This is a genomic window from Cronobacter dublinensis subsp. dublinensis LMG 23823, assembly GCF_001277235.1.
GTDB lineage: Bacteria > Pseudomonadota > Gammaproteobacteria > Enterobacterales > Enterobacteriaceae > Cronobacter > Cronobacter dublinensis.
Genome location: NZ_CP012267.1, coordinates 136,156 through 153,008, shown reverse-complemented (window position 1 = coordinate 153,008; position 16,853 = coordinate 136,156). Strand labels below are relative to the sequence as shown.

Annotated in this window: 29 protein-coding genes; 3 read left to right on the top strand and 26 right to left on the bottom strand. The window is 45.9% G+C overall.

The genetic code is table 11. The features are described 5' to 3' along the window. Positions 1-48: 48 nt before the first annotated feature. Entirely contained in the window at positions 49-579 is a 531-nt protein-coding gene (locus AFK67_RS21125; protein ID WP_007727707.1) for a GNAT family N-acetyltransferase, read from the top strand. Between the two features lie 3 nt (positions 580-582). Here AFK67_RS21125 and AFK67_RS21120 read toward each other — a convergent pair whose 3' ends face one another. From AFK67_RS21120 to AFK67_RS23505, 13 genes are all read right to left on the bottom strand, one after another. After that, positions 583-1,641, bottom strand: a complete 1,059-nt coding sequence (locus tag AFK67_RS21120) for a ParB/Srx family N-terminal domain-containing protein (protein WP_007727706.1) — start codon at positions 1,639-1,641, stop codon at positions 583-585. Between the two features lie 118 nt (positions 1,642-1,759). Continuing rightward, positions 1,760-2,527 (bottom strand): COG4705 family protein, encoded by a 768-nt coding sequence (locus AFK67_RS21115; RefSeq protein WP_007727702.1) that lies wholly within the window; start codon positions 2,525-2,527, stop codon positions 1,760-1,762. Positions 2,528-2,618: 91 nt separating this feature from the next. Further along, on the bottom strand, positions 2,619-3,242 hold the full coding sequence (locus tag AFK67_RS21110) for a histidine phosphatase family protein (RefSeq protein ID WP_007727699.1): 624 nt from the start codon (positions 3,240-3,242) through the stop codon (positions 2,619-2,621). A 114-nt stretch (positions 3,243-3,356) separates the two neighbouring features. After that, positions 3,357-3,728 carry a CDI toxin immunity protein gene (locus AFK67_RS21105; protein WP_038885080.1) on the bottom strand — a complete coding sequence of 124 codons (372 nt, stop codon included), beginning with the start codon at positions 3,726-3,728 and terminating at the stop codon, positions 3,357-3,359. A gap of 5 nt (positions 3,729-3,733) precedes the next feature. Beyond that, positions 3,734-3,898 carry a hypothetical protein gene (locus tag AFK67_RS23125; RefSeq protein ID WP_155885910.1) on the bottom strand — a complete coding sequence of 55 codons (165 nt, stop codon included), beginning with the start codon at positions 3,896-3,898 and terminating at the stop codon, positions 3,734-3,736. Between the two features lie 240 nt (positions 3,899-4,138). Continuing rightward, positions 4,139-4,282: a hypothetical protein gene (locus AFK67_RS23120; protein WP_007727693.1), complete on the bottom strand. Its 144-nt coding sequence runs from the start codon at positions 4,280-4,282 to the stop codon at positions 4,139-4,141. A gap of 231 nt (positions 4,283-4,513) precedes the next feature. After that, on the bottom strand, positions 4,514-4,888 hold the full coding sequence (locus AFK67_RS21100; protein ID WP_007727690.1) for a histidine phosphatase family protein: 375 nt from the start codon (positions 4,886-4,888) through the stop codon (positions 4,514-4,516). Between the two features lie 246 nt (positions 4,889-5,134). After that, positions 5,135-5,398 (bottom strand): MafI family immunity protein, encoded by a 264-nt coding sequence (locus AFK67_RS21095; RefSeq protein WP_032967481.1) that lies wholly within the window; start codon positions 5,396-5,398, stop codon positions 5,135-5,137. 233 nt (positions 5,399-5,631) lie between these two features. Beyond that, a complete protein-coding gene (locus tag AFK67_RS22450; protein WP_071602807.1) occupies positions 5,632-6,036 on the bottom strand; it encodes a DUF4279 domain-containing protein in 405 nt (134 codons plus the stop codon). A gap of 8 nt (positions 6,037-6,044) precedes the next feature. After that, positions 6,045-6,239 (bottom strand): polymorphic toxin type 33 domain-containing protein, encoded by a 195-nt coding sequence (locus tag AFK67_RS22445; protein ID WP_234015210.1) that lies wholly within the window; start codon positions 6,237-6,239, stop codon positions 6,045-6,047. A 223-nt stretch (positions 6,240-6,462) separates the two neighbouring features. Then, the gene (locus AFK67_RS23685) at positions 6,463-6,897 is read right to left on the bottom strand and encodes a VENN motif pre-toxin domain-containing protein (protein WP_071882620.1); all 435 of its coding nucleotides are present in this window, start codon (positions 6,895-6,897) and stop codon (positions 6,463-6,465) included. Between the two features lie 325 nt (positions 6,898-7,222). Further along, positions 7,223-7,618, bottom strand: a complete 396-nt coding sequence (locus AFK67_RS21085; RefSeq protein WP_032967392.1) for an SCO4402 family protein — start codon at positions 7,616-7,618, stop codon at positions 7,223-7,225. Further along, the gene (locus AFK67_RS23505; RefSeq protein ID WP_235509001.1) at positions 7,591-8,403 is read right to left on the bottom strand and encodes a hypothetical protein; all 813 of its coding nucleotides are present in this window, start codon (positions 8,401-8,403) and stop codon (positions 7,591-7,593) included. Before AFK67_RS23505 ends, AFK67_RS21085 begins: the two co-directional genes overlap by 28 nt. 344 nt (positions 8,404-8,747) lie before the next feature. On the opposite strand from AFK67_RS23505, the gene AFK67_RS23150 reads away from it, so the two are divergent. After that, entirely contained in the window at positions 8,748-9,056 is a 309-nt protein-coding gene (locus AFK67_RS23150) for a hypothetical protein (protein ID WP_162490548.1), read from the top strand. A gap of 275 nt (positions 9,057-9,331) precedes the next feature. Here the strand turns inward: AFK67_RS23150 and AFK67_RS23115 are convergent, their stop codons facing one another. From AFK67_RS23115 to AFK67_RS22430, 6 genes are all read right to left on the bottom strand, one after another. Continuing rightward, entirely contained in the window at positions 9,332-9,487 is a 156-nt protein-coding gene (locus AFK67_RS23115) for a hypothetical protein (RefSeq protein ID WP_007714600.1), read from the bottom strand. 410 nt (positions 9,488-9,897) lie between these two features. After that, positions 9,898-10,164 carry a hypothetical protein gene (locus AFK67_RS23030; protein ID WP_134792904.1) on the bottom strand — a complete coding sequence of 89 codons (267 nt, stop codon included), beginning with the start codon at positions 10,162-10,164 and terminating at the stop codon, positions 9,898-9,900. Next, positions 10,133-10,639: an adhesin gene (locus tag AFK67_RS21075; RefSeq protein WP_235047952.1), complete on the bottom strand. Its 507-nt coding sequence runs from the start codon at positions 10,637-10,639 to the stop codon at positions 10,133-10,135. The genes AFK67_RS23030 and AFK67_RS21075 overlap by 32 nt, the downstream gene beginning before the upstream one ends. Before the next feature lie 6 nt (positions 10,640-10,645). Further along, positions 10,646-10,981 (bottom strand): hypothetical protein, encoded by a 336-nt coding sequence (locus AFK67_RS21070; protein WP_007712502.1) that lies wholly within the window; start codon positions 10,979-10,981, stop codon positions 10,646-10,648. Position 10,982: 1 nt separating this feature from the next. Further along, a complete protein-coding gene (locus AFK67_RS23500; RefSeq protein ID WP_050555332.1) occupies positions 10,983-11,597 on the bottom strand; it encodes a hypothetical protein in 615 nt (204 codons plus the stop codon). Positions 11,598-11,652: 55 nt separating this feature from the next. Next, positions 11,653-12,072 (bottom strand): VENN motif pre-toxin domain-containing protein, encoded by a 420-nt coding sequence (locus AFK67_RS22430; protein WP_071882619.1) that lies wholly within the window; start codon positions 12,070-12,072, stop codon positions 11,653-11,655. A gap of 177 nt (positions 12,073-12,249) precedes the next feature. Between AFK67_RS22430 and AFK67_RS23145 the strand changes: the two genes are divergently transcribed. Then, a complete protein-coding gene (locus AFK67_RS23145) occupies positions 12,250-12,558 on the top strand; it encodes a hypothetical protein (protein WP_162140671.1) in 309 nt (102 codons plus the stop codon). A gap of 275 nt (positions 12,559-12,833) precedes the next feature. On the opposite strand, the gene AFK67_RS23110 is transcribed toward AFK67_RS23145, so the two are convergent. The 7 genes from AFK67_RS23110 to AFK67_RS22650 all read right to left on the bottom strand — a co-directional run bounded on the left by AFK67_RS23110 (position 12,834) and on the right by AFK67_RS22650 (position 16,397). Continuing rightward, on the bottom strand, positions 12,834-12,989 hold the full coding sequence (locus tag AFK67_RS23110) for a hypothetical protein (RefSeq protein ID WP_007714600.1): 156 nt from the start codon (positions 12,987-12,989) through the stop codon (positions 12,834-12,836). A gap of 392 nt (positions 12,990-13,381) precedes the next feature. Beyond that, positions 13,382-13,735 (bottom strand): hypothetical protein, encoded by a 354-nt coding sequence (locus AFK67_RS21055; protein ID WP_032966614.1) that lies wholly within the window; start codon positions 13,733-13,735, stop codon positions 13,382-13,384. Between the two features lie 10 nt (positions 13,736-13,745). Beyond that, positions 13,746-13,916, bottom strand: a complete 171-nt coding sequence (locus AFK67_RS23265) for a hypothetical protein (protein ID WP_164474029.1) — start codon at positions 13,914-13,916, stop codon at positions 13,746-13,748. 350 nt (positions 13,917-14,266) lie between these two features. Then, positions 14,267-14,602: an antitoxin YezG family protein gene (locus AFK67_RS21050; RefSeq protein ID WP_032966601.1), complete on the bottom strand. Its 336-nt coding sequence runs from the start codon at positions 14,600-14,602 to the stop codon at positions 14,267-14,269. Positions 14,603-14,604: 2 nt separating this feature from the next. Further along, a complete protein-coding gene (locus AFK67_RS21045; RefSeq protein ID WP_071602804.1) occupies positions 14,605-14,880 on the bottom strand; it encodes a DNA/RNA non-specific endonuclease in 276 nt (91 codons plus the stop codon). A 106-nt stretch (positions 14,881-14,986) separates the two neighbouring features. Beyond that, the gene (locus AFK67_RS21040) at positions 14,987-15,460 is read right to left on the bottom strand and encodes an Imm42 family immunity protein (RefSeq protein ID WP_032966597.1); all 474 of its coding nucleotides are present in this window, start codon (positions 15,458-15,460) and stop codon (positions 14,987-14,989) included. A 199-nt stretch (positions 15,461-15,659) separates the two neighbouring features. Continuing rightward, positions 15,660-16,397, bottom strand: coding sequence for a hypothetical protein (locus AFK67_RS22650; RefSeq protein ID WP_235047951.1), 738 nt, complete (start codon positions 16,395-16,397; stop codon positions 15,660-15,662). Positions 16,398-16,853 lie beyond the last annotated feature (456 nt).

Genomic DNA, 16,853 nt, shown 5'->3' with positions numbered 1-16,853 from the left:
GTCGTGCAGGCGTTGTCACAACAGCCATACAATCCTCAGGAAATGCTTATGTTTTTGCAGACGACGCGTTTACTTCTTCGCCCGGTTTCAGCAACGGATGTGGACGATTTATTTCGTATTTACGGCGATCCGGCGACGAACGCCTTCAACCCGGCGGGCCCCTACCCGGATCGCCTGCATGCCGAAGACGTGATGGGCCGCTGGCTGGCGCACTGGCAGGCCAATGGCTTTGGCAACTGGCGCATCGCGTTAAAAACCGCGCCCGATGAGACGATTGGCTTTGGCGGGCTCAGCCTCAGCCGCTATGCGGACGTGGAAATCAACAACCTCGGCTACCGTTTTGCAACCGCGGCGTGGGGACAGGGGCTCGCGACGGAGTTCGCCCTGCGCGCCGTGCGCTGCGGGTTTGAGATCCTGGAGCTTGGGGAGATTTCAGCGGTAGTGCGCGGCAATCACCTCGCGTCGCGCAAGGTGCTGACCAACGCCGGGCTGCGCTATGTACGCGACATTCATGATGTGCCGGACGCGCCGCCGAGCCTGCTGTATACGCTGACGCGCGACGACTGGCGCGCCGGTTGAGGGTTACCCGGCGCTCTCCGGCGGGGTTTCCGTGCCGTTCAGCACATTCTTGAGATGCATCTCGTGCCCGTGGCGGCGCAGGTACGCGGTGACCTCCCGCGCCCAGCCTTCGCCGTTGCCGAGAATGGCGCGGCTGTGGGTTTCGGCATAGAGATAGCGCCGGTCCCAGAGGTTAATCAGTGTCTGGTTAATGCCGTCGATATTGCAGCCGGGGTTTTTCGCCTGCTGCAATGCCAGTGCGCGGTTGACGCGCTCGCGCTGTTCTTCATCCGCCGGGAACTGGCGTTCCGCGAATTCGCTCAGCACCAAAAATGTCGGCGGGATGCCCTCTTCCATTGCCGCATGCAGACGATAATGGCCGTCCAGCACCACATAGGATGACAGCCCGGCGATATACCAGACCAGCACCGGCGGCAGCGCGCCCTCGCGGCATTTTTTACGCCACCACTTGAGCCGCCCGGCATCCGGATCGACCGGATAACGGCCCATCAGCAGATGACCGCCCCACCACCAGTCCACCAGACGGACCACGTCAGGGTCGGTCAGCGAGCGAAGATCCTCGCCATATAACGCCCAGTCCAGCCCCCAGTCGCCCGCGCTGGCAGGCGTTTTAAAGCGCCACTGGTCGATGTCAGGCGTCGTACTGAGAGCACGGGGCGCCTTCGTCTGCACGGGCAGCATCGGGCGCAGCAGCCAGTCGCGCGGGGCCAGCAACGGCGTGGGCGCGTCCATCAACTGGCGCGCGAAATAGCGGCACCATTCGCCCGTCCATGCGGCCTCGCCTTTGCGTTTAATGGCTTCGATATCTTCGGAGCGCACCGGCGGCAGCAGGTTCTGCTGATCGGGATGTTCGCGGTTGGTCACCAGCCAGACGCCGGAGTAATCCTTCAGGACCGCCCCCCAGAAGAGGGTCTCGCCGCGCAGCTGGAGCGCCATACGTCCGTGATTGCCGCTCAGCATCTCCAGCGCAAGACCGGCGGGCGTTTCGCCCTTCACGGTCAGCGCCAGCCCCACCCAGGCCTCGTTGCGATCGTGTAAATCTTTCCACCAGTAGTGTGTCATGCGAGCTCCCTGCGTGTGTAATAACAGACAGTGTACGACACGGGAACGTGAGGGCAAAACCGGCGTGCGCAAGTGAAAACGACACACCCGCGGCGTGCGCCGCGGGGAGCAGGAGGGATCAGAAGACCGGCGTGCGTTTTTTCAGCGCGGCGCGATGCGGAAATATCCACAGGCAGAGCAGGATCAGGCCAATCAGCGTGGCTGACGCGCCATAGCGGCTAAGTTCAAGACCGCCATTCGCCACCGGTTTATCGAGGAAATCGCCCACCACTGCGCCAAGCGGACGGGTGAGGATAAACGCGGCCCAGAACAGCACGGTGCGTGAGACCGTCGTAAAGCGGCTTGCCAGCCAGATAACCGCCAGCGCGCCGACGAACAAGAGGATGCCGCCGTCGTAACCGAAGCCTTCGCTGTCTGCCGTCCAGTCGCCAAGCGCCGTGCCGAGGGTCTGGGAGAACATAATCGTCACCCAGTAAAAGCTCTCGGTACGCACGTTATTCACTGAATCCACCGCGATGGTGCCGCACGTCACGCGCCAGACCAGCAGCGAGATGACCAGCAGGCTGCTTAACAGCACCGTGCCGCCGAGGTAGCCAATGCCTAACGAGCGGTCGGCGAAATCCGCAAGCGTGGTGCCAACCGTGGTGGTGGCAATCACCGTGAACCAGTAGATCCACTTATTAAAGCTGCGATGGCGAATTTGCACGACCACCGCCGCGAGGAAGATCGCCGCGAAGATGAGCGTGCCGGTGAGATAACCGAGATCCATCGACATCGTGACCGCGTCGCCGCCGGTTTCACCGAGCGTCGTGGCGGCGATTTTCGTCAGCCAGAACGCGGCGGTGACGGCAGGAACTTTGCTGAGCGCAGAGGTAGAGTTTTGCATAAGGTGTGCTCCGGTACGGCCCGACAGGGGCAGGATCCAGAGTGAAGTTATAGGATTAATCTTAAGGAAGACTTAAGGACGGGAAGACTTTTTACGTTTGTGACAGGTGTCGCAAATGGGTGGCGATGCCCCACTGAATGACGTCGCACAGGTCGGGAGCGACGCTTAACCGCGCATAGCTCGCATTCGGCTGCGCATAGCGCGGGAAGTTATCGATATTGCCATCTTTGAGGAGCGCCAGCGCGCCCTGAAGGATATGCCCGTGCGTCACAACGCAGCAGGTGGTGTGAGGGGTTGCGGCAAGTTTATTGTTAATAAAAGACAGCAGACGCTGCGCGGCGGCTGCGAGCGATTCCCCGCCAGGCGGTGTGAATGCGGCATCGGTTGAAAACAGCGCCTCTGCGCGGGCAGGCTCATCACGCTGCAACTGCACCCTCGACAGGCCTTCGTAATCGCCGAACGACTGTTCCTGTACCAGCGGCTCAACAGAGAGCGGGCAGCCAAAATGGCTCGCGATGGCGTCACCCATATGACGTGCGCGGCCCGCAGGCGAGGTGTACACCCTGTCAACCGAGGGGAAATCGTGCGCCAGGGCTGCAAGGAGCGCGGTGGTTTCCTGCACGCCACGCGCCGTCAGCGCGCTGTCCTGATGCCCCTGAATGAGTCCGCCGCGGTTCCACGCTGTTTCAGCGTGGCGAATAAGGATAAGGTTCATGGGTTGGAGATTTAATTAAAACATCATATCGAAATATTTTAGCAAACCTTATCAAAATAACTCAATGTCTGTATAACCATAACCGTGTAGAATAAAAAAATATTTAATATGATTTTATTTTTTTAAGAAATTAATCTCCCCATATGGATACATGGGTTGCAAAAGAAAGTCGTTGTTGTAAATATATATTTTAGGGCATAAAGCTAAGACATCATCAGCGTTTGCAGCGATAAGAGACAGGGTTGTTTCAAAAATAGGGACATCTACATCATCCGCAAAAACAAAAACCTTATCATCCTTTACGACGCCACTTTTCAAAAGCTCCTGGAAGTCATTATAAAGCGTATAGCTTTTGATACCCCAGTCAATATATCCATTGGTGGCCCCATGCTCATATAAGATTTTAATTGCCATTTCCTCATCATTACCAGCTACGATGGTAAAGTTAGGCTTCAATACTTCCGCACACTCTTCGAATAAGGTCATGTCAATTACCTGTTCAGTTGATTAACTATATTTACGAACGTTTCTTCATTACCTTCAAATGGTATAACTATTTTTTCTGCCTTTCCAATGCCTTTACCTTTAGTATAGTTCCATATATTTATATATACACCTTTTTGTGGGTCGTAATCCACTCGCCAGTTTTTTGTCATGAGATTGCCAGCCAATGACTCTACTATATCCCGCGCTAGTTCCCTTTCGCCCGATTGCTGGGGAAGAACCCGCCCCTAATCCCTAACGATATAGACAGTTTTACTACGTACTCTTTCCCTATTTTTTCCGGGGAAAGAATTTTTTCAATTTCAACATTATCATTTACCCCAAAATTTTTGTTGCATCCATTAGTTCCTTTGGATAAATTCACAGGCGGCATTGAATTCTAAATTTCTTTATTAAATAGCCAAACCACGAATTATCAAGTGCGTTTTTTGCATCTCCAGCGCTTCCGCTTCATTTGAATGATAAATAAGATATCTATCAAGATATCCCTCATTGTCATTAGCAAAATTTTCTAATATCTCTTTTACGGTCATCATATCAGAACAATACCATTAAAATTCATGCGCTTATCTAAAAAATTCGCACGCACCCCGGCAGGCCTATTAGATGGATTACGGGTCATATAACAATCTACCCCATCAACCTTTTTCTTTGAGTCAACCACGATAAAATGGCCGCCTTTATCAGTATCAATGTTTAAAATAGTGATACGTCCTTGAGATACGTAATCTCTCAGTTGATTGGGTGATAATGTGTGGCTGGCTGATTCAAAGCTCCATTATCCGTATACATTTCATTTTCCCCTTAGAAGTTGAAAAAGATAAATCAGTATCCTGGATAAAAGGCACCAGACGCGGTACCCGCGACAGGCCTTCGTAATCGCCAAACGCCTGCTCCTGTACCAGCGGCTCAACAGAGATCGGGCAGCCAAAATGGCTCGCGATGGCGTCACCCATATGGCGCGCGCGGCCCGCAGGCGAGGTGTACACCCTGTCAACCGAGGGGAAATCGTGCGCCAGGGCTGCAAGGAGCGCGGTGGTTTCCTGCAAACCACGCGCCGTCAGCGCGCTGTCCTGATGCCCCTGAATGAGTCCGCCGCGGTTCCACGCTGTTTCAGCGTGGCGAATAAGGATAAGGTGCATGGGTTGGGCTCTGTGTTTAATCGCTTGTTTACGGCCATGATACCTTAACGTCGGGATGAAGAATCAGGTTTTAGGGCGGTTAAGTGAAACTACCTATGTTGGGTATTGGTGCAACGCACAATGTACAGAATAAGTAGAATGTTGCTTTTATTGTATAAAGCATGTTCATCACACATTTAAGTCAAACCTGGATAATATAGCAGCTAATTATTTTATTCCGAACAGGTATATTGAAGGAGTCATTGTTTACTTCAATATTAAACTTTTCATATGAACGATGCTGATGTCATTAAAATCTAGCTCTAAATCGTTACAAAGAGAGAGAGCTCTGGCATACTCTTTCTCAGTTATAGGAATATCATATTCACTGATGTGATCGCATATCGTTTCAAAGGCCAACCCTCTCTCGCCATGTTCGACATATCTAATCGCATCCTGCAACATTTCTGTGTCTATGCGGTCAAAAAAAAGAGCGCCAAATTCTTTAATCTTACAGTCTAATTCATACATCGCTTTCCCTCTATTTATATTCATTTGAACCTTACCAGGTTTTAAAAAACGTTATGATGAGTTGATTCATTTAGTCTTTCAGGCACATTCACCTGAGGCTGCTGGGACATCTTTACCGAACTGCTGGCTCTCAACATCTTGTTCAGTAAGCCTATGATAAAGAGCGGTGACAGGCGTATTGGATAACGCTGAAATCTGATAAAAGCTCCGGGCGCTGTGAATGCGATTCGAGTTCAGCTGTAGAAGTAGATATCGATAGAGCTTTCCGCACCGATCTCACCTAAAAACCGGTTTGTATCTATTGACCAGTAAATCGCTGGTTTTTCTCCATTTTCAACTTCTATTAGAAGAGAAAAAATAAATGTAACATTATCATTTTCTTTTATTTTATTCAGAGTAGAGACCTTATCCTTTAATAAGGATAACAACTTATCGGTTTGTTCTCCAACATCATAGGATTCTTCTTTCTCAGTACATTTTGACCAACTGGTTTCTGTACTTGGTCTCTTTCTTGTTCCACTTATAACGCCTTTTAGACAAACTTCCGTTGGTTCAATCTGTAAAAGAGTCGTTATTTCATGAGGATCAAAAACATCCCCACATATTGAAAACTCCGCCTTTACTGTTGTTTTATCCATGATTAATTCTACTTATTGATGTATTCACCGGTTGGAATGCCTTCGCCTTTACCGCCTTTTCTAAAAATCCATAACTGCCTACTGTTTTTATCGACATAAATATCGTAAAGCTTGATTTCCGCCTTCGCACCAAGAAAATATTTTTTGATCCGATGAGCATCAACCCCGTTGTTCTTTGAGAATTTATCATCAGCAACTTTGATATTAGTTGGCTTCTCCGCGCCATTATCTTGTCCGGCACTTTCATAATGAGTCGGTAAATTAGGAGCATCTTCCGTATTCCCCGTATCGCTCGACAGCTGTTCTGCTGTCTGATTTCCACCGTTATGATTTGGCCCGGTATCGACCTGACTATTGCTATTACCAGTATGGTTCGTTTGCTGTACTGGTAGCTGATTTCCCCCGTATTTGTGGGGCCAGAATCAGCTATCTGATCGCCTCCCGTATTATTGGGCACTTTTGGCACATCATTCCCAAATATCGCCAACAGTATTGCAGCAAAAGTAATTGCGCCACCGCCGCCGCTAGACATGTTACTGCCAATTGTGCTGCCTCCGTACATGAATTCGTCACCGAGCCTTGAGCAGCACACATCCTTGGGTCGCAGCCCACAGAATTATTCTCAACCTCAACCCTGGCGGCGTTTGAACCACTGCTGATACTGGTGCTGTTCCCTGCGGCCATGCTACCGCCCGCCGCGCCCAGTGCTGCAACGAGGTTAACAATGACCGTTTTTTCATCCGGAAAGAGTTCTTCTGACTTTGTATTATAAAACGCCGCAGACAGCCTTTCCGAACCTGACGCGGCAACAAATCCTCCGGCTGCACCTGCGGCGGCATTTCCTCCCTGGGCTTTTACCAATACGGCAGAAGCGAGCGTATGCAGAGCGATACGTGCAGGTTCACTGCCGTTGGCGACGCTTTTCTTTTACACAGACCTGTCACACAGGGCGCTGCACCAGCAGCCATCCTCCCGGATTCCCATTAAGGGTAGAGTTGGGTCGAGGGCTTAAGCCTGCTACCCGTCAGTAAGAAGAAAATGAAACAGTGCATCAGGGCGTTTCCGGGCGCGCTGAACGACACCAGCGATCTGCCGATGTACAAGCGCGGGGATGGGCACTGTGGGTAAGTCTGACGACTAAAAAGAAGATCCCGGCTCGAAGGTCGGGATCTTCTTTAAAAAATTTTTAAATCAAATTACAAGACAAAAAAACACTCTCGGCATCTTTTGCCATAGAAAGTACATTTTCCCATTCATTCTTAGCAAGATATTCTTTATCTGATAATTCTGTCCCGTATTTATCAAATATTATATCCAATGCCTTCACTAAGTTGGTTATAACATCAGCTTCATTTTTTCCCGTTAGTATCCAACCAATCAATGACATGGGATCGTCAGCTAAGTCTGTGTCATCGTACAAAAAATGGATAGCGTAATCTAATTCGTCATGTCCACCGCCGGGGCGATTATCTTCAACCCATGCTTGATACTGATATTCTCTATCACTCAATCCATGAATATAATCGATAAGTTCTTTACGCATTTCTGGATACTTTAATTGGGAGAGTTCCAATTTTTCCATGTCATATACTCACTTAAAGGAATATGGGCTTTTTCTGCATTATCAGCTATTGAACCTTGTATTGGCTTACCATCCCGTCCAATAACTTTACCGTTGAAACGAACAATTACATGATCAACTTGCTGAGTTGGTTGGCTTATATTTGGGTTCCCCTGATCGATCCGAACGCCATTGCCTTTATTGTTTGGATCTTGCCATCTAAAACCAACACCTTTTATATTTGCGGTCGAGCTTCCCCAGCCAGAAGGAAATTTATCAGAGACAGAGCCGGGGACACCCCACGCTGCGCTAGTTGTTCCTTTACTCCCCGCGACAATCTCAGCCAGCTTACCGCCTATCGTCTGACCTTTGGCGATAATCAACACGCCCAAACCCGACTCAATCAGCTTCCAGCCCTTCTTGTTTGAGCAGGCCTCCCAGCCCATACCTATGCAGTCGATCGCATTCTTGAATGTCTCTACGCCCAGACCTTCCTTGTAGGTATTGGCCGCATCTGAACCTATCTGAGCTGTAAGCGCATCATAACCTGTTGCTTTCTTTATCCCGCTCAGCTTGTCATTGATGCACGCCTTGTCCCCTGATTTCAGGCAATCGCTAAACCCGCCGATATTCTTGTTCGACGTCTCCGCCATCTCCTTCATGACGTTAGCTCGGCAACTACCATCATCACCGCAGGCGGCCAGTTTCTTCGCGAACTCCTCCGGTTCCTTGCCGCTCAGATAGTTATTCTCCACCCTGGCGGCGTTTGCACCACTGCCGATACCGGTGCTGTTCCCTGCGGCCATACTACCGCCCGCCGCGCCCGGTGCTGCAACGAGGTTAGCAATGACCGTTTTTTCATCTCTTCTGACTTTGTATTATAAAACGCCGCAGACAGTCTTTCCGAACCTGACGCGGCAACAAATCCTCCGGCAGCACCTGCGGCGGCATTTCCTCCCTGCGCTTTTACCAATACGGCAGAAGCGAGCGTATGCAGAGCGATACGTGCAGGCTCACTGCCGTTGGCGACGCTTTTCTTTTACTCAGACCTGTCACACAGGGCGCTGCACCAGCAGCCATCCTCCCGGATTCCCGTTAAGGGTAGAGTTGGGCCGAGGGCTTAAGCCTGCTACCCGTCAGTAAGAAGAAAATGAAACAGTGCATCGGGGCGTTTCCGGGCGCGCTGGTACACCGGCGATCTGCCGGTGTACCAGCGCGGGAACGGGCATTTTGGATAAAGGCTGATAGCAACAACGATACCGGCCAGAACATGCTGGTCGGAATTCGGGCTACATCTGTAATTTCCAAAAATTCATGCCATCAATTAACCAATATTGTTCTTTATCCGGAACAAGCAGGCCAAAGTTATTGTTTGCCTGAGTTTCCCATCCTGAAGGAACAGAACTTTCATGGTTTCTATCCCAATCCGTATGGCGAAAGATTTTTTTATCAAAATTAATATAAAACTTAGGCAATCTCATTCTCCAACTGTCCCACTTATCTGACACTGGTTCATTTAGATTAGATAAGAACCTTTCGATGTAATCATAAAATCCCGCAAACTCGTCATTTCTTCTATTAAAAACAAAAATGATTTCATCCAGTCAGAAGAACGAATTATCACGTTATTTCTATTGATGCAATCTGAATAAGTCTCTTTTGTTAATAGGGGGACACCACTCCTGAAAGCATTAACTGCATCATCGTATAGAGCTTCATTCAACCATCCTTTAGCTATATAATTTTTAATTCCATTCTGACATCAATGCAGTAATTATCCTTAGTATCAATTACGTAATGATGCTTGCCATCAATGACAAAAATAGCGATTTCCTTCTCACCATTAAAAATGGCATCAATCTTTTCCAGATAATCATTTTCCCAATTCATTCATTAACTCCTCTTTAGTTAAACATCGAGATGTCGATGAATTCTGCTCAACCAGTCTACCCTGTACCTCTGCTAATTCTAAAGATAAACCTGTATCCCTTGCCCAGGAATAATATTACCATTAATTATCAAATTAAAAATACCGCTGGGAGAACATAGCATATCTATTTTCCTGTCTGTATAGAAATTTAATACGAACCACCCATAATTATTACCGCCCGCTTCCTGCTTACGTAGCTATGAATTTTTTATCGTCCATAACTAAAACCTGTTCAGTGGTCTGTCCCCATGTTCTCTGGAAAATCGATGTGTTACACTGCCTTTATTCATTCAATAATGTGAATATGGCTATTTTTTCATCAAATACGTGATGTATCTTTTAAAAATAAAATAATTTTTAGCAAACTTAATCACTTTTGGCATTGTTTTTTTGTTTCCCACTCATCAACCACTCTCAAAATCACGATTCTTGCGCCGCATGCAATCCCTATAATACAACTAACTATAGAAAAATAGTACAAGGAATCGCCTGACAAATTAACACCACCTGTAAATATAAAATCAATAATCAAATCACAAACAACAAAAAGAAATAAAAATGAAAAAACACCATAATAAAGAGACAGCCAAATAAATAGCACAGCTTTATTTAGTTTCTTGATTTTTGTTATTCCCATTAGCTTTGTCCTTAACACGATTACTTATCACCTCCGCTACCAAGCCACCAAATATATCATTAATCGGCTCATAGAAAATTTCCAGCTCTCCAAATTTTCCGCCAGCCCATGCACCAATTGTAGAACCTGCAATAGACCCCATGTTAGGACCATCAGTAAAAAAAGCGCTACCAGCAGCAATCCCCGTATTTGCCCATAAAGTTCGACCTGGTGCAAGCAAGCCTGATATCCCGGCACTGAAACTGCTTTTATAATCCCACTTTTTCCTTTCATTCCCCGGCTGACTTAAATCGAACCACTGGTAGCTTCCATTAGCGATTTCTGCAATGATTCCGCTGCTTATCACTTTGCGTACTGATGCAGCGGGTCCGAGGTACCAAGCCCCAGCAATCATGACCCCATCCTGATAGCCTTCAACAATAACCTTCGTGATGTTAGCGCCCTCAGGCAAATCACCTCTTGCAAGCTTATCCAACCCCAACTAATCAGTAATCTTAGACTTATTAATAGCATCTTTTAATACATCACGGGCATTCTTTTTAGCCTTACCTTTTCCCTGTATCGTTTTCATATACTCGTCTACTGAAATAATTTCATTTTTAACTATTGTGTTATCTATTTTTGACAAGTCGAACTCAATAACATGCTTACCGTTAACGAGATAAGCATAAATATCCACACCTTGATCTATTGCTTGATATAAAAAACAAGCAGAATCAACCACACCAAACTCTTTTTTTAAAAATGGAATGATGTAAAATGCCTCTAATTTATTAAAATCATACAACATTTCATCCACTGACTTATCTGTTTCCATATTACATCCTTCCCGGAGTGGCCGTTATCAAATTACCTTTTTTATCGGTTAAGATCGTCATAGTATTTGTCGGATTACCCCCACTGAATTCATCAATACCAATATTCTTATCAAAAATAATAACACGCTCACAAAGTGTTTCTTGCTGACCAGTCGCTTTATTAATTGATTTGTGAGTATTGCTGATTGGTATTTTAGCCACATCAGAACTTTGAAGAATACTTTTCACTTCAGTCTGACTGAGAGTAAATTGACTTGCATTCTCTTTACCAGAGAAATGACGTTTTACAACATGCTCCCAACCTTCTCTGGCATTACCATTCTGGACATTAATCCGAGATTGAACAATTTGATGCTCCAAGTCAGCTTTAGAAATAGCCTTATCAGCACCATTAGAGATATTATACCCGTTAGCTGTCGGTCCTTTACTTCCCGCAATCGCCTCGGCCAGCTTACCGCCTATCGTCTGACCTCCGGCGATAATCAACACGCCCAAACCCGACTCAATCAACTTCCAGCCCTTCTTGTTTGAGCATGCTTCCCAGCCCATACCCATACAGTCCAGCGCGTTGTTGAATGTCTCTACGCCTAACCCTTCCTTGTAGGTATTGGCCACATCTGCACCTATATGTGCTGTCAGCGCATCATAACCAGTTGCATTCTTATCCCGTTCAGCTTGTCACTGATGCATGCTTTGTCCCTGCTTTCAGGCAGTCGCTGAACCCTTCGATATTCTTGTTCGACGTCTCAGCCAGTTCCTTCATGACGTCTGCCCGACAACTGCCATTGTCACCGCAATCGGCCAGTTTCTTCGCGAACATTTCCGGTTCTTTGCCACTCAGATAGTTATTCTCAACCTCAACCCTGGCGGCGTTTGCACCACTGCCAATACCGGTGCTGTTCCCTGCGGCCATGCTACCGCCCGCCGCGCCCAGTGCTGCAACGAGGTTAACAATGACCGTTTTTTCATCCGGAGAGAGTTCTTCTGGCTTTTTATTATAAAACGCCAGAGACAGCGCAGCAGAACCTGACGCGGCAACAAATCCTCCGGCTGCACCTGTGGCGGCATTTCCTCCCTGCGCTTTTACCAATACGGCAGAAGCGAGCGTATGCAGAGCGATACGTGCAGGCTCACTGCCGTTGGCGACGCTTTTCTTTTACTCAGACCTGTCACACAGGGCGCTGCACCAGCAGCCATCCTCCCGGATTCCCGTTAAGGGTAGAGTTGGGCCGAGGGCTTAAGCCTGCTACCCGTCAGTAAGAAGAAAATGAAACAGTGCATCGGGGCGTTTCCGGGCGCGCTGGTACACCGGCGATCTGCCGGTGTACCAGCGCGGGAACGGGCATTTTGGGTAAAGGCTGATAGCAACAACGATACCGGCCAGAACATGCTGGTCGGAATTCGGGCTACATCTGTAATTTCCAAAAATTCATGCCATCAATTAACCAATATTGTTCTTTATCCGGAACAAGCAGGCCAAAGTTATTGTTTGCCTGAGTTTCCCATCCTGAAGGAACAGAACTTTCATGGTTTCTATCCCAATCCGTATGGCGAAAGATTTTTTTATCAAAATTAATATAAAACTTAGGCAATCTCATTCTCCAACTGTCCCACTTATCTGACACTGGTTCATTTAGATTAGATAAGAACCTTTCGATGTAATCATAAAATCCCGCAAACTCGTCATTTCTTCTATTAAAAACAAAAATGATTTCATCCAGTCAGAAGAACGAATTATCACGTTATTTCTATTGATGCAATCTGAATAAGTCTCTTTTGTTAATAGGGGGACACCACTCCTGAAAGCATTAACTGCATCATCGTATAGAGCTTCATTCAACCATCCTTTAGCTATATAATTTTTAATTCCATTCTGACATCAATGCAGTAATTATCCTTAGTATCAATTACGTAATGATGCTTGCCATCAATGACAAAAATAGCGATTTCCTTCTCACCATTAAAAATGGCATCAATCTTTTCCAGATAATCATTTTCCCAATTCATTCATTAACTCCTCTTTAGTTAAACATCGAGATGTCGATGAATTCTGCTCAACCAGTCTACCCTGTACCTCTGCTAATTCTAAAGATAAACCTGTATCCCTTGCCCAGGAATAATATTACCATTAATTATCAAATTAAAAATACCGCTGGGAGAACATAGCATATCTATTTTCCTGTCTGTATAGAAATTTAATACGAACCACCCATAATTATTACCGCCCGCTTCCTGCTTACGTAGCTATGAATTTTTTATCGTCCATAACTAAAACCTGTTCAGTGGTCTGTCCCCATGTTCTCTGGAAAATCGATGTGTTACACTGCCTTTATTCATTCATTCAATAATGTGAATATGGCTATTTTTTTCATCAAAGACGTGATGCTTCAATGATATGTTTATTGCCACTTACTTGTTATTATCTTCGTATACAAAAGAGCGCAGGACTCATTAACATCCGCAGCTTCCGAAGAGACTTTCAAATCAAGAATGTCGCTTATTTTTGCCTTATCATTTTTCGTTACCGATAATATACCACTCGTATCAATAAGATAATCACTCATGGAAAATTCAGCTACCGCGATCAATATTGAAAGGAACATTAAAAACTTACCGCAGTGAGGGTCAAAATTAATTTCGGTAATCGAAAACTCGTTTAGTTGCTCTTCACTATGGTACTGCCAGTGTTCATCAGACCCGTATAAAAAATACCCACCACTTAAAAAGATATTATTCTCAATGACACTGTACACTTGAGTTACATCAGGTTTTACTTTTTTTTATAACGTTGCCTTTTGCAGCATAAACACCAAAATCAAGGTAAGTATCCTTTTGCCCGGATAAAATCCTAAATATTTTACTTGCTTCTATAATTGGCTCAGAAACATCTATGTTTAATGATTCGTTAAAAAATAGACTTAGCGATATGCTCATTACTGCCTCTCAGGCTTTGAATTTATTATCGTACAAATGTGATAGTGATTAAATTTTTCTTTGTAACAACGATTTGATTGATAATTTATATTTCTGTTTATTTTATTACGGGCGCGATTTATTAATAAGCACACCGATTCCCACCACCAGCATCAGGTAATACAGCCGCGCCGAGAATATAGCGTGTTTTACATCAACCGGCAGAAGGTGAAGCTGTGGCTGGAATGGGTGCCGGTGCGCTGAATGACAACGGCGATCTGCCGGTGTATAAGCGCGGGGATGGGCGTTTTGGGTAAATTTAACGTCGAAAAACACGAAGATCCCGGTGTGAGAACCGGGCTCATTGATGACTAATCGTCGTAACGGAAATCTATACTGAGCTTCATTTTATCCACATCCAGCGTCACCTCACATCCATGCCACGCAGGGCGGCCATTGGTCAGGTTGTTTTCAATATAGTAATGACGGAGTTTCACGAGGCAATCCATCAACTCACTGTCGGTCTTTGCACTTTCGGGAGTAAACCAGTTCTTCTTTCCCGCATTATCAATGTAATCAAATGAAAATTTAACATGATCACTTTCTGGAGACAACTCTGCATCTAATAATACAGCTTTTGCATTATCTGGTGCCGTGCTGTAAAGGGAGCGCCCAATACACAAGTACAATTCATTTTCAGTAGACATAATTACTTCCCACCTGGAGCATTCTGGAATGTTTCTCTTATAGGCTTATTGTTACCGATCTGATTTTGAATAGTAAAATTATCCGGCCTCACACTACTACCAGAATAAACTGGATCTATCTTAAATTTCACCTGTTTACCCTCCTTCAGGGCAGTAACCCACGTATTTTCCATTTGTTTCCAGGCTCCCTTATTCAGATTGCCATTCATTGGAACTATATTAAGCTTCTCACCAAATCCACCAAAAATGCTGGCTATCAGGTGCCCACCTTCATCCAAAAATTATTGAATGGGTTTACAGGGATAACTTTTACTGTCCGATTACCATGAAGAATTTCGTTTTCATCTTCATCGCTGAGAGCATTATTCTCAACCACTATAGCGGCTAATTTATCTTTGTAATTATAATATCATTAGTTTTATCCATAATTAGCGTATCTGCCAAAGGCAATGTCCTGATTAATTTCTCTATCGTCCCTCTAGGAAAGCGACTCTCGTTAAAACCACTTTCAAAATCTAAAGTATAGATTAGACGATCTTCATTACCGTCAAATCCCAACCAAAAAGCACACCCGTAATCATATAATTCAGCAACATTCAATGATATTAATTTTTCAGGTGTTCCTTCGGAAAAATCAATTTTATCTATAGAAACATTGCCAATATCCTCATTTATTTCTCGGACTCCAGCTTCCAGACTCTCTTTTAATGAAGATATTACAATATAAAGATCTATAGTAACTCCTTTGCCGGGGATGAACATATCGTTGATAATAAAATTAAAAATTCCACTAGGAGAGCATAAAACATCTACCTGCTCTACTTGTATTGCAATTTGATAAGGATTACCAATTATCATTTAATTTTCCATCCTTCTTGCTTACGAAATTGGGCATTGGTCTTATTATCTAGTCGCATCTGATTTTTTGAATCACCCGGACTTCCAGACCAATGATAGGTTCCTGTATTATCAGGAAAATAACGGTGAATAGAACCATCATCGCTCATATTATAACGAGCTTTATCTCCATCAATTGATACTGAATTTTCAAATAAATCTAAGGAATTTTTGGTTCAATGCCAGCATTAAGTCTAAACCCTTGTGCGCCGGGTGTGTGTTTAGAATTGGATTCAACTTTTAATCCATTGCTTGCCACAAGAGGTTCAGGAATAGGCAATCTGTTATCTCTACCCTCAGCCAGATAAGCCAGATCATCCTTACCCGGCCCGTCAGGGATCGGTGTTACCGTGGTGTTTCCGCCTGTATCTGGCGCACCACTGGTATTCCCGGTATGACTGGCTCCATTCTGACTTTGCTGATCCGGCGTTGTCAGCATCGTTCCCTTGTTCTGATCCTGAGCCGGGTTAATCAGCTTATCGTCTGTTAAATCCCTGTCCGGTTTCGGAAAGATGGTGATTAAACCTTTCTGATCCTGACCCACCATATAATTATAGGCAGCCCGTTGTTCTGGCGTCAGTTTTTCTATTAAATCAGCCTTACCCGACATCGCCACACTAAAGACATAGTCCCGCTCTGTTGAAGAGAGATTATCTAGCGCGGTTTTAGCTGCTCCCACACCCAGCAGCGCACCAAGACCTTTTTCAACCAGCGCATTACGACAGGCTGCTACTTTGGCACATCCTTTAATCGCCAGTACACTACCCCGGACAACCACACTCAGCGCATTATTCTCAACCTCCACCCTGGCGGCGTTTGCACCACTGCCGATACCGGTGCTGTTCCCTGCGGCCATGCTACCGCCCGCCGCGCCCGGTGCTGCAACGAGGTTAACAATGACCGTTTTTTCATCCGGAAAGAGTTCTTCTGACTTTGTATTATAAAACGCCGCAGACAGCCTTTCCGAACCTGACGCGGCAATAAATCCTCCGGCTGCGCCAGCAGCTTATTCTTCCCCGGCTCCGGTGAATAGTAAAGTTGCGCCGAAGGCCATCAACGGCAAAAAAATGGAATGGTAGCTTCGGTAGATTCCGGCGTACTAAACGACATTAGTCATCTTTCGTTTGGGTGCACAAGCGCAGCACCTGAAGACTCACCGTAGCATCTCACTGCTGGGTCCAGATAAACATTCAAGTGATTAAATGTAGTTTTGTCTCATTAAAGACCGCATGGACTCCACTGGCTAATATATCCATGCGATTAATTCTTCGTAACAGGAGTCGTTAAAAACGCATGTCTTCGGATCCTGAACAACTGAAGTGTCCCATCTGAGTTTTACCGTGAGGGCCTGTAC

Excerpts from the sequence above, each read along its gene's own strand:
- AFK67_RS21125 (WP_007727707.1), top strand. The coding sequence starts at position 49 with ATGTTTTTGCAGACGACGCGTTTACTTCTTCGCCCGGTTTCAGCAACG.
- AFK67_RS21120 (WP_007727706.1), bottom strand. The coding sequence starts at position 1,641 with ATGACACACTACTGGTGGAAAGATTTACACGATCGCAACGAGGCCTGG.
- AFK67_RS21115 (WP_007727702.1), bottom strand. The coding sequence starts at position 2,527 with ATGCAAAACTCTACCTCTGCGCTCAGCAAAGTTCCTGCCGTCACCGCC.
- AFK67_RS21110 (WP_007727699.1), bottom strand. The coding sequence starts at position 3,242 with ATGAACCTTATCCTTATTCGCCACGCTGAAACAGCGTGGAACCGCGGC.
- AFK67_RS21105 (WP_038885080.1), bottom strand. The coding sequence starts at position 3,728 with ATGACCTTATTCGAAGAGTGTGCGGAAGTATTGAAGCCTAACTTTACC.
- AFK67_RS23125 (WP_155885910.1), bottom strand. The coding sequence starts at position 3,898 with ATGACAAAAAACTGGCGAGTGGATTACGACCCACAAAAAGGTGTATAT.
- AFK67_RS23120 (WP_007727693.1), bottom strand. The coding sequence starts at position 4,282 with ATGATGACCGTAAAAGAGATATTAGAAAATTTTGCTAATGACAATGAG.
- AFK67_RS21100 (WP_007727690.1), bottom strand. The coding sequence starts at position 4,888 with ATGCACCTTATCCTTATTCGCCACGCTGAAACAGCGTGGAACCGCGGC.
- AFK67_RS21095 (WP_032967481.1), bottom strand. The coding sequence starts at position 5,398 with ATGTATGAATTAGACTGTAAGATTAAAGAATTTGGCGCTCTTTTTTTT.
- AFK67_RS22450 (WP_071602807.1), bottom strand. The coding sequence starts at position 6,036 with ATGGATAAAACAACAGTAAAGGCGGAGTTTTCAATATGTGGGGATGTT.
- AFK67_RS21085 (WP_032967392.1), bottom strand. The coding sequence starts at position 7,618 with ATGGAAAAATTGGAACTCTCCCAATTAAAGTATCCAGAAATGCGTAAA.
- AFK67_RS23505 (WP_235509001.1), bottom strand. The coding sequence starts at position 8,403 with ATGGCCGCAGGGAACAGCACCGGTATCGGCAGTGGTGCAAACGCCGCC.
- AFK67_RS23150 (WP_162490548.1), top strand. The coding sequence starts at position 8,748 with ATGAAACAGTGCATCGGGGCGTTTCCGGGCGCGCTGGTACACCGGCGA.
- AFK67_RS23115 (WP_007714600.1), bottom strand. The coding sequence starts at position 9,487 with ATGAATTGGGAAAATGATTATCTGGAAAAGATTGATGCCATTTTTAAT.
- AFK67_RS23030 (WP_134792904.1), bottom strand. The coding sequence starts at position 10,164 with ATGGGAATAACAAAAATCAAGAAACTAAATAAAGCTGTGCTATTTATT.
- AFK67_RS21070 (WP_007712502.1), bottom strand. The coding sequence starts at position 10,981 with ATGGAAACAGATAAGTCAGTGGATGAAATGTTGTATGATTTTAATAAA.
- AFK67_RS23145 (WP_162140671.1), top strand. The coding sequence starts at position 12,250 with ATGAAACAGTGCATCGGGGCGTTTCCGGGCGCGCTGGTACACCGGCGA.
- AFK67_RS23110 (WP_007714600.1), bottom strand. The coding sequence starts at position 12,989 with ATGAATTGGGAAAATGATTATCTGGAAAAGATTGATGCCATTTTTAAT.
- AFK67_RS23265 (WP_164474029.1), bottom strand. The coding sequence starts at position 13,916 with ATGAGCATATCGCTAAGTCTATTTTTTAACGAATCATTAAACATAGAT.
- AFK67_RS21050 (WP_032966601.1), bottom strand. The coding sequence starts at position 14,602 with ATGTCTACTGAAAATGAATTGTACTTGTGTATTGGGCGCTCCCTTTAC.
- AFK67_RS21040 (WP_032966597.1), bottom strand. The coding sequence starts at position 15,460 with ATGATAATTGGTAATCCTTATCAAATTGCAATACAAGTAGAGCAGGTA.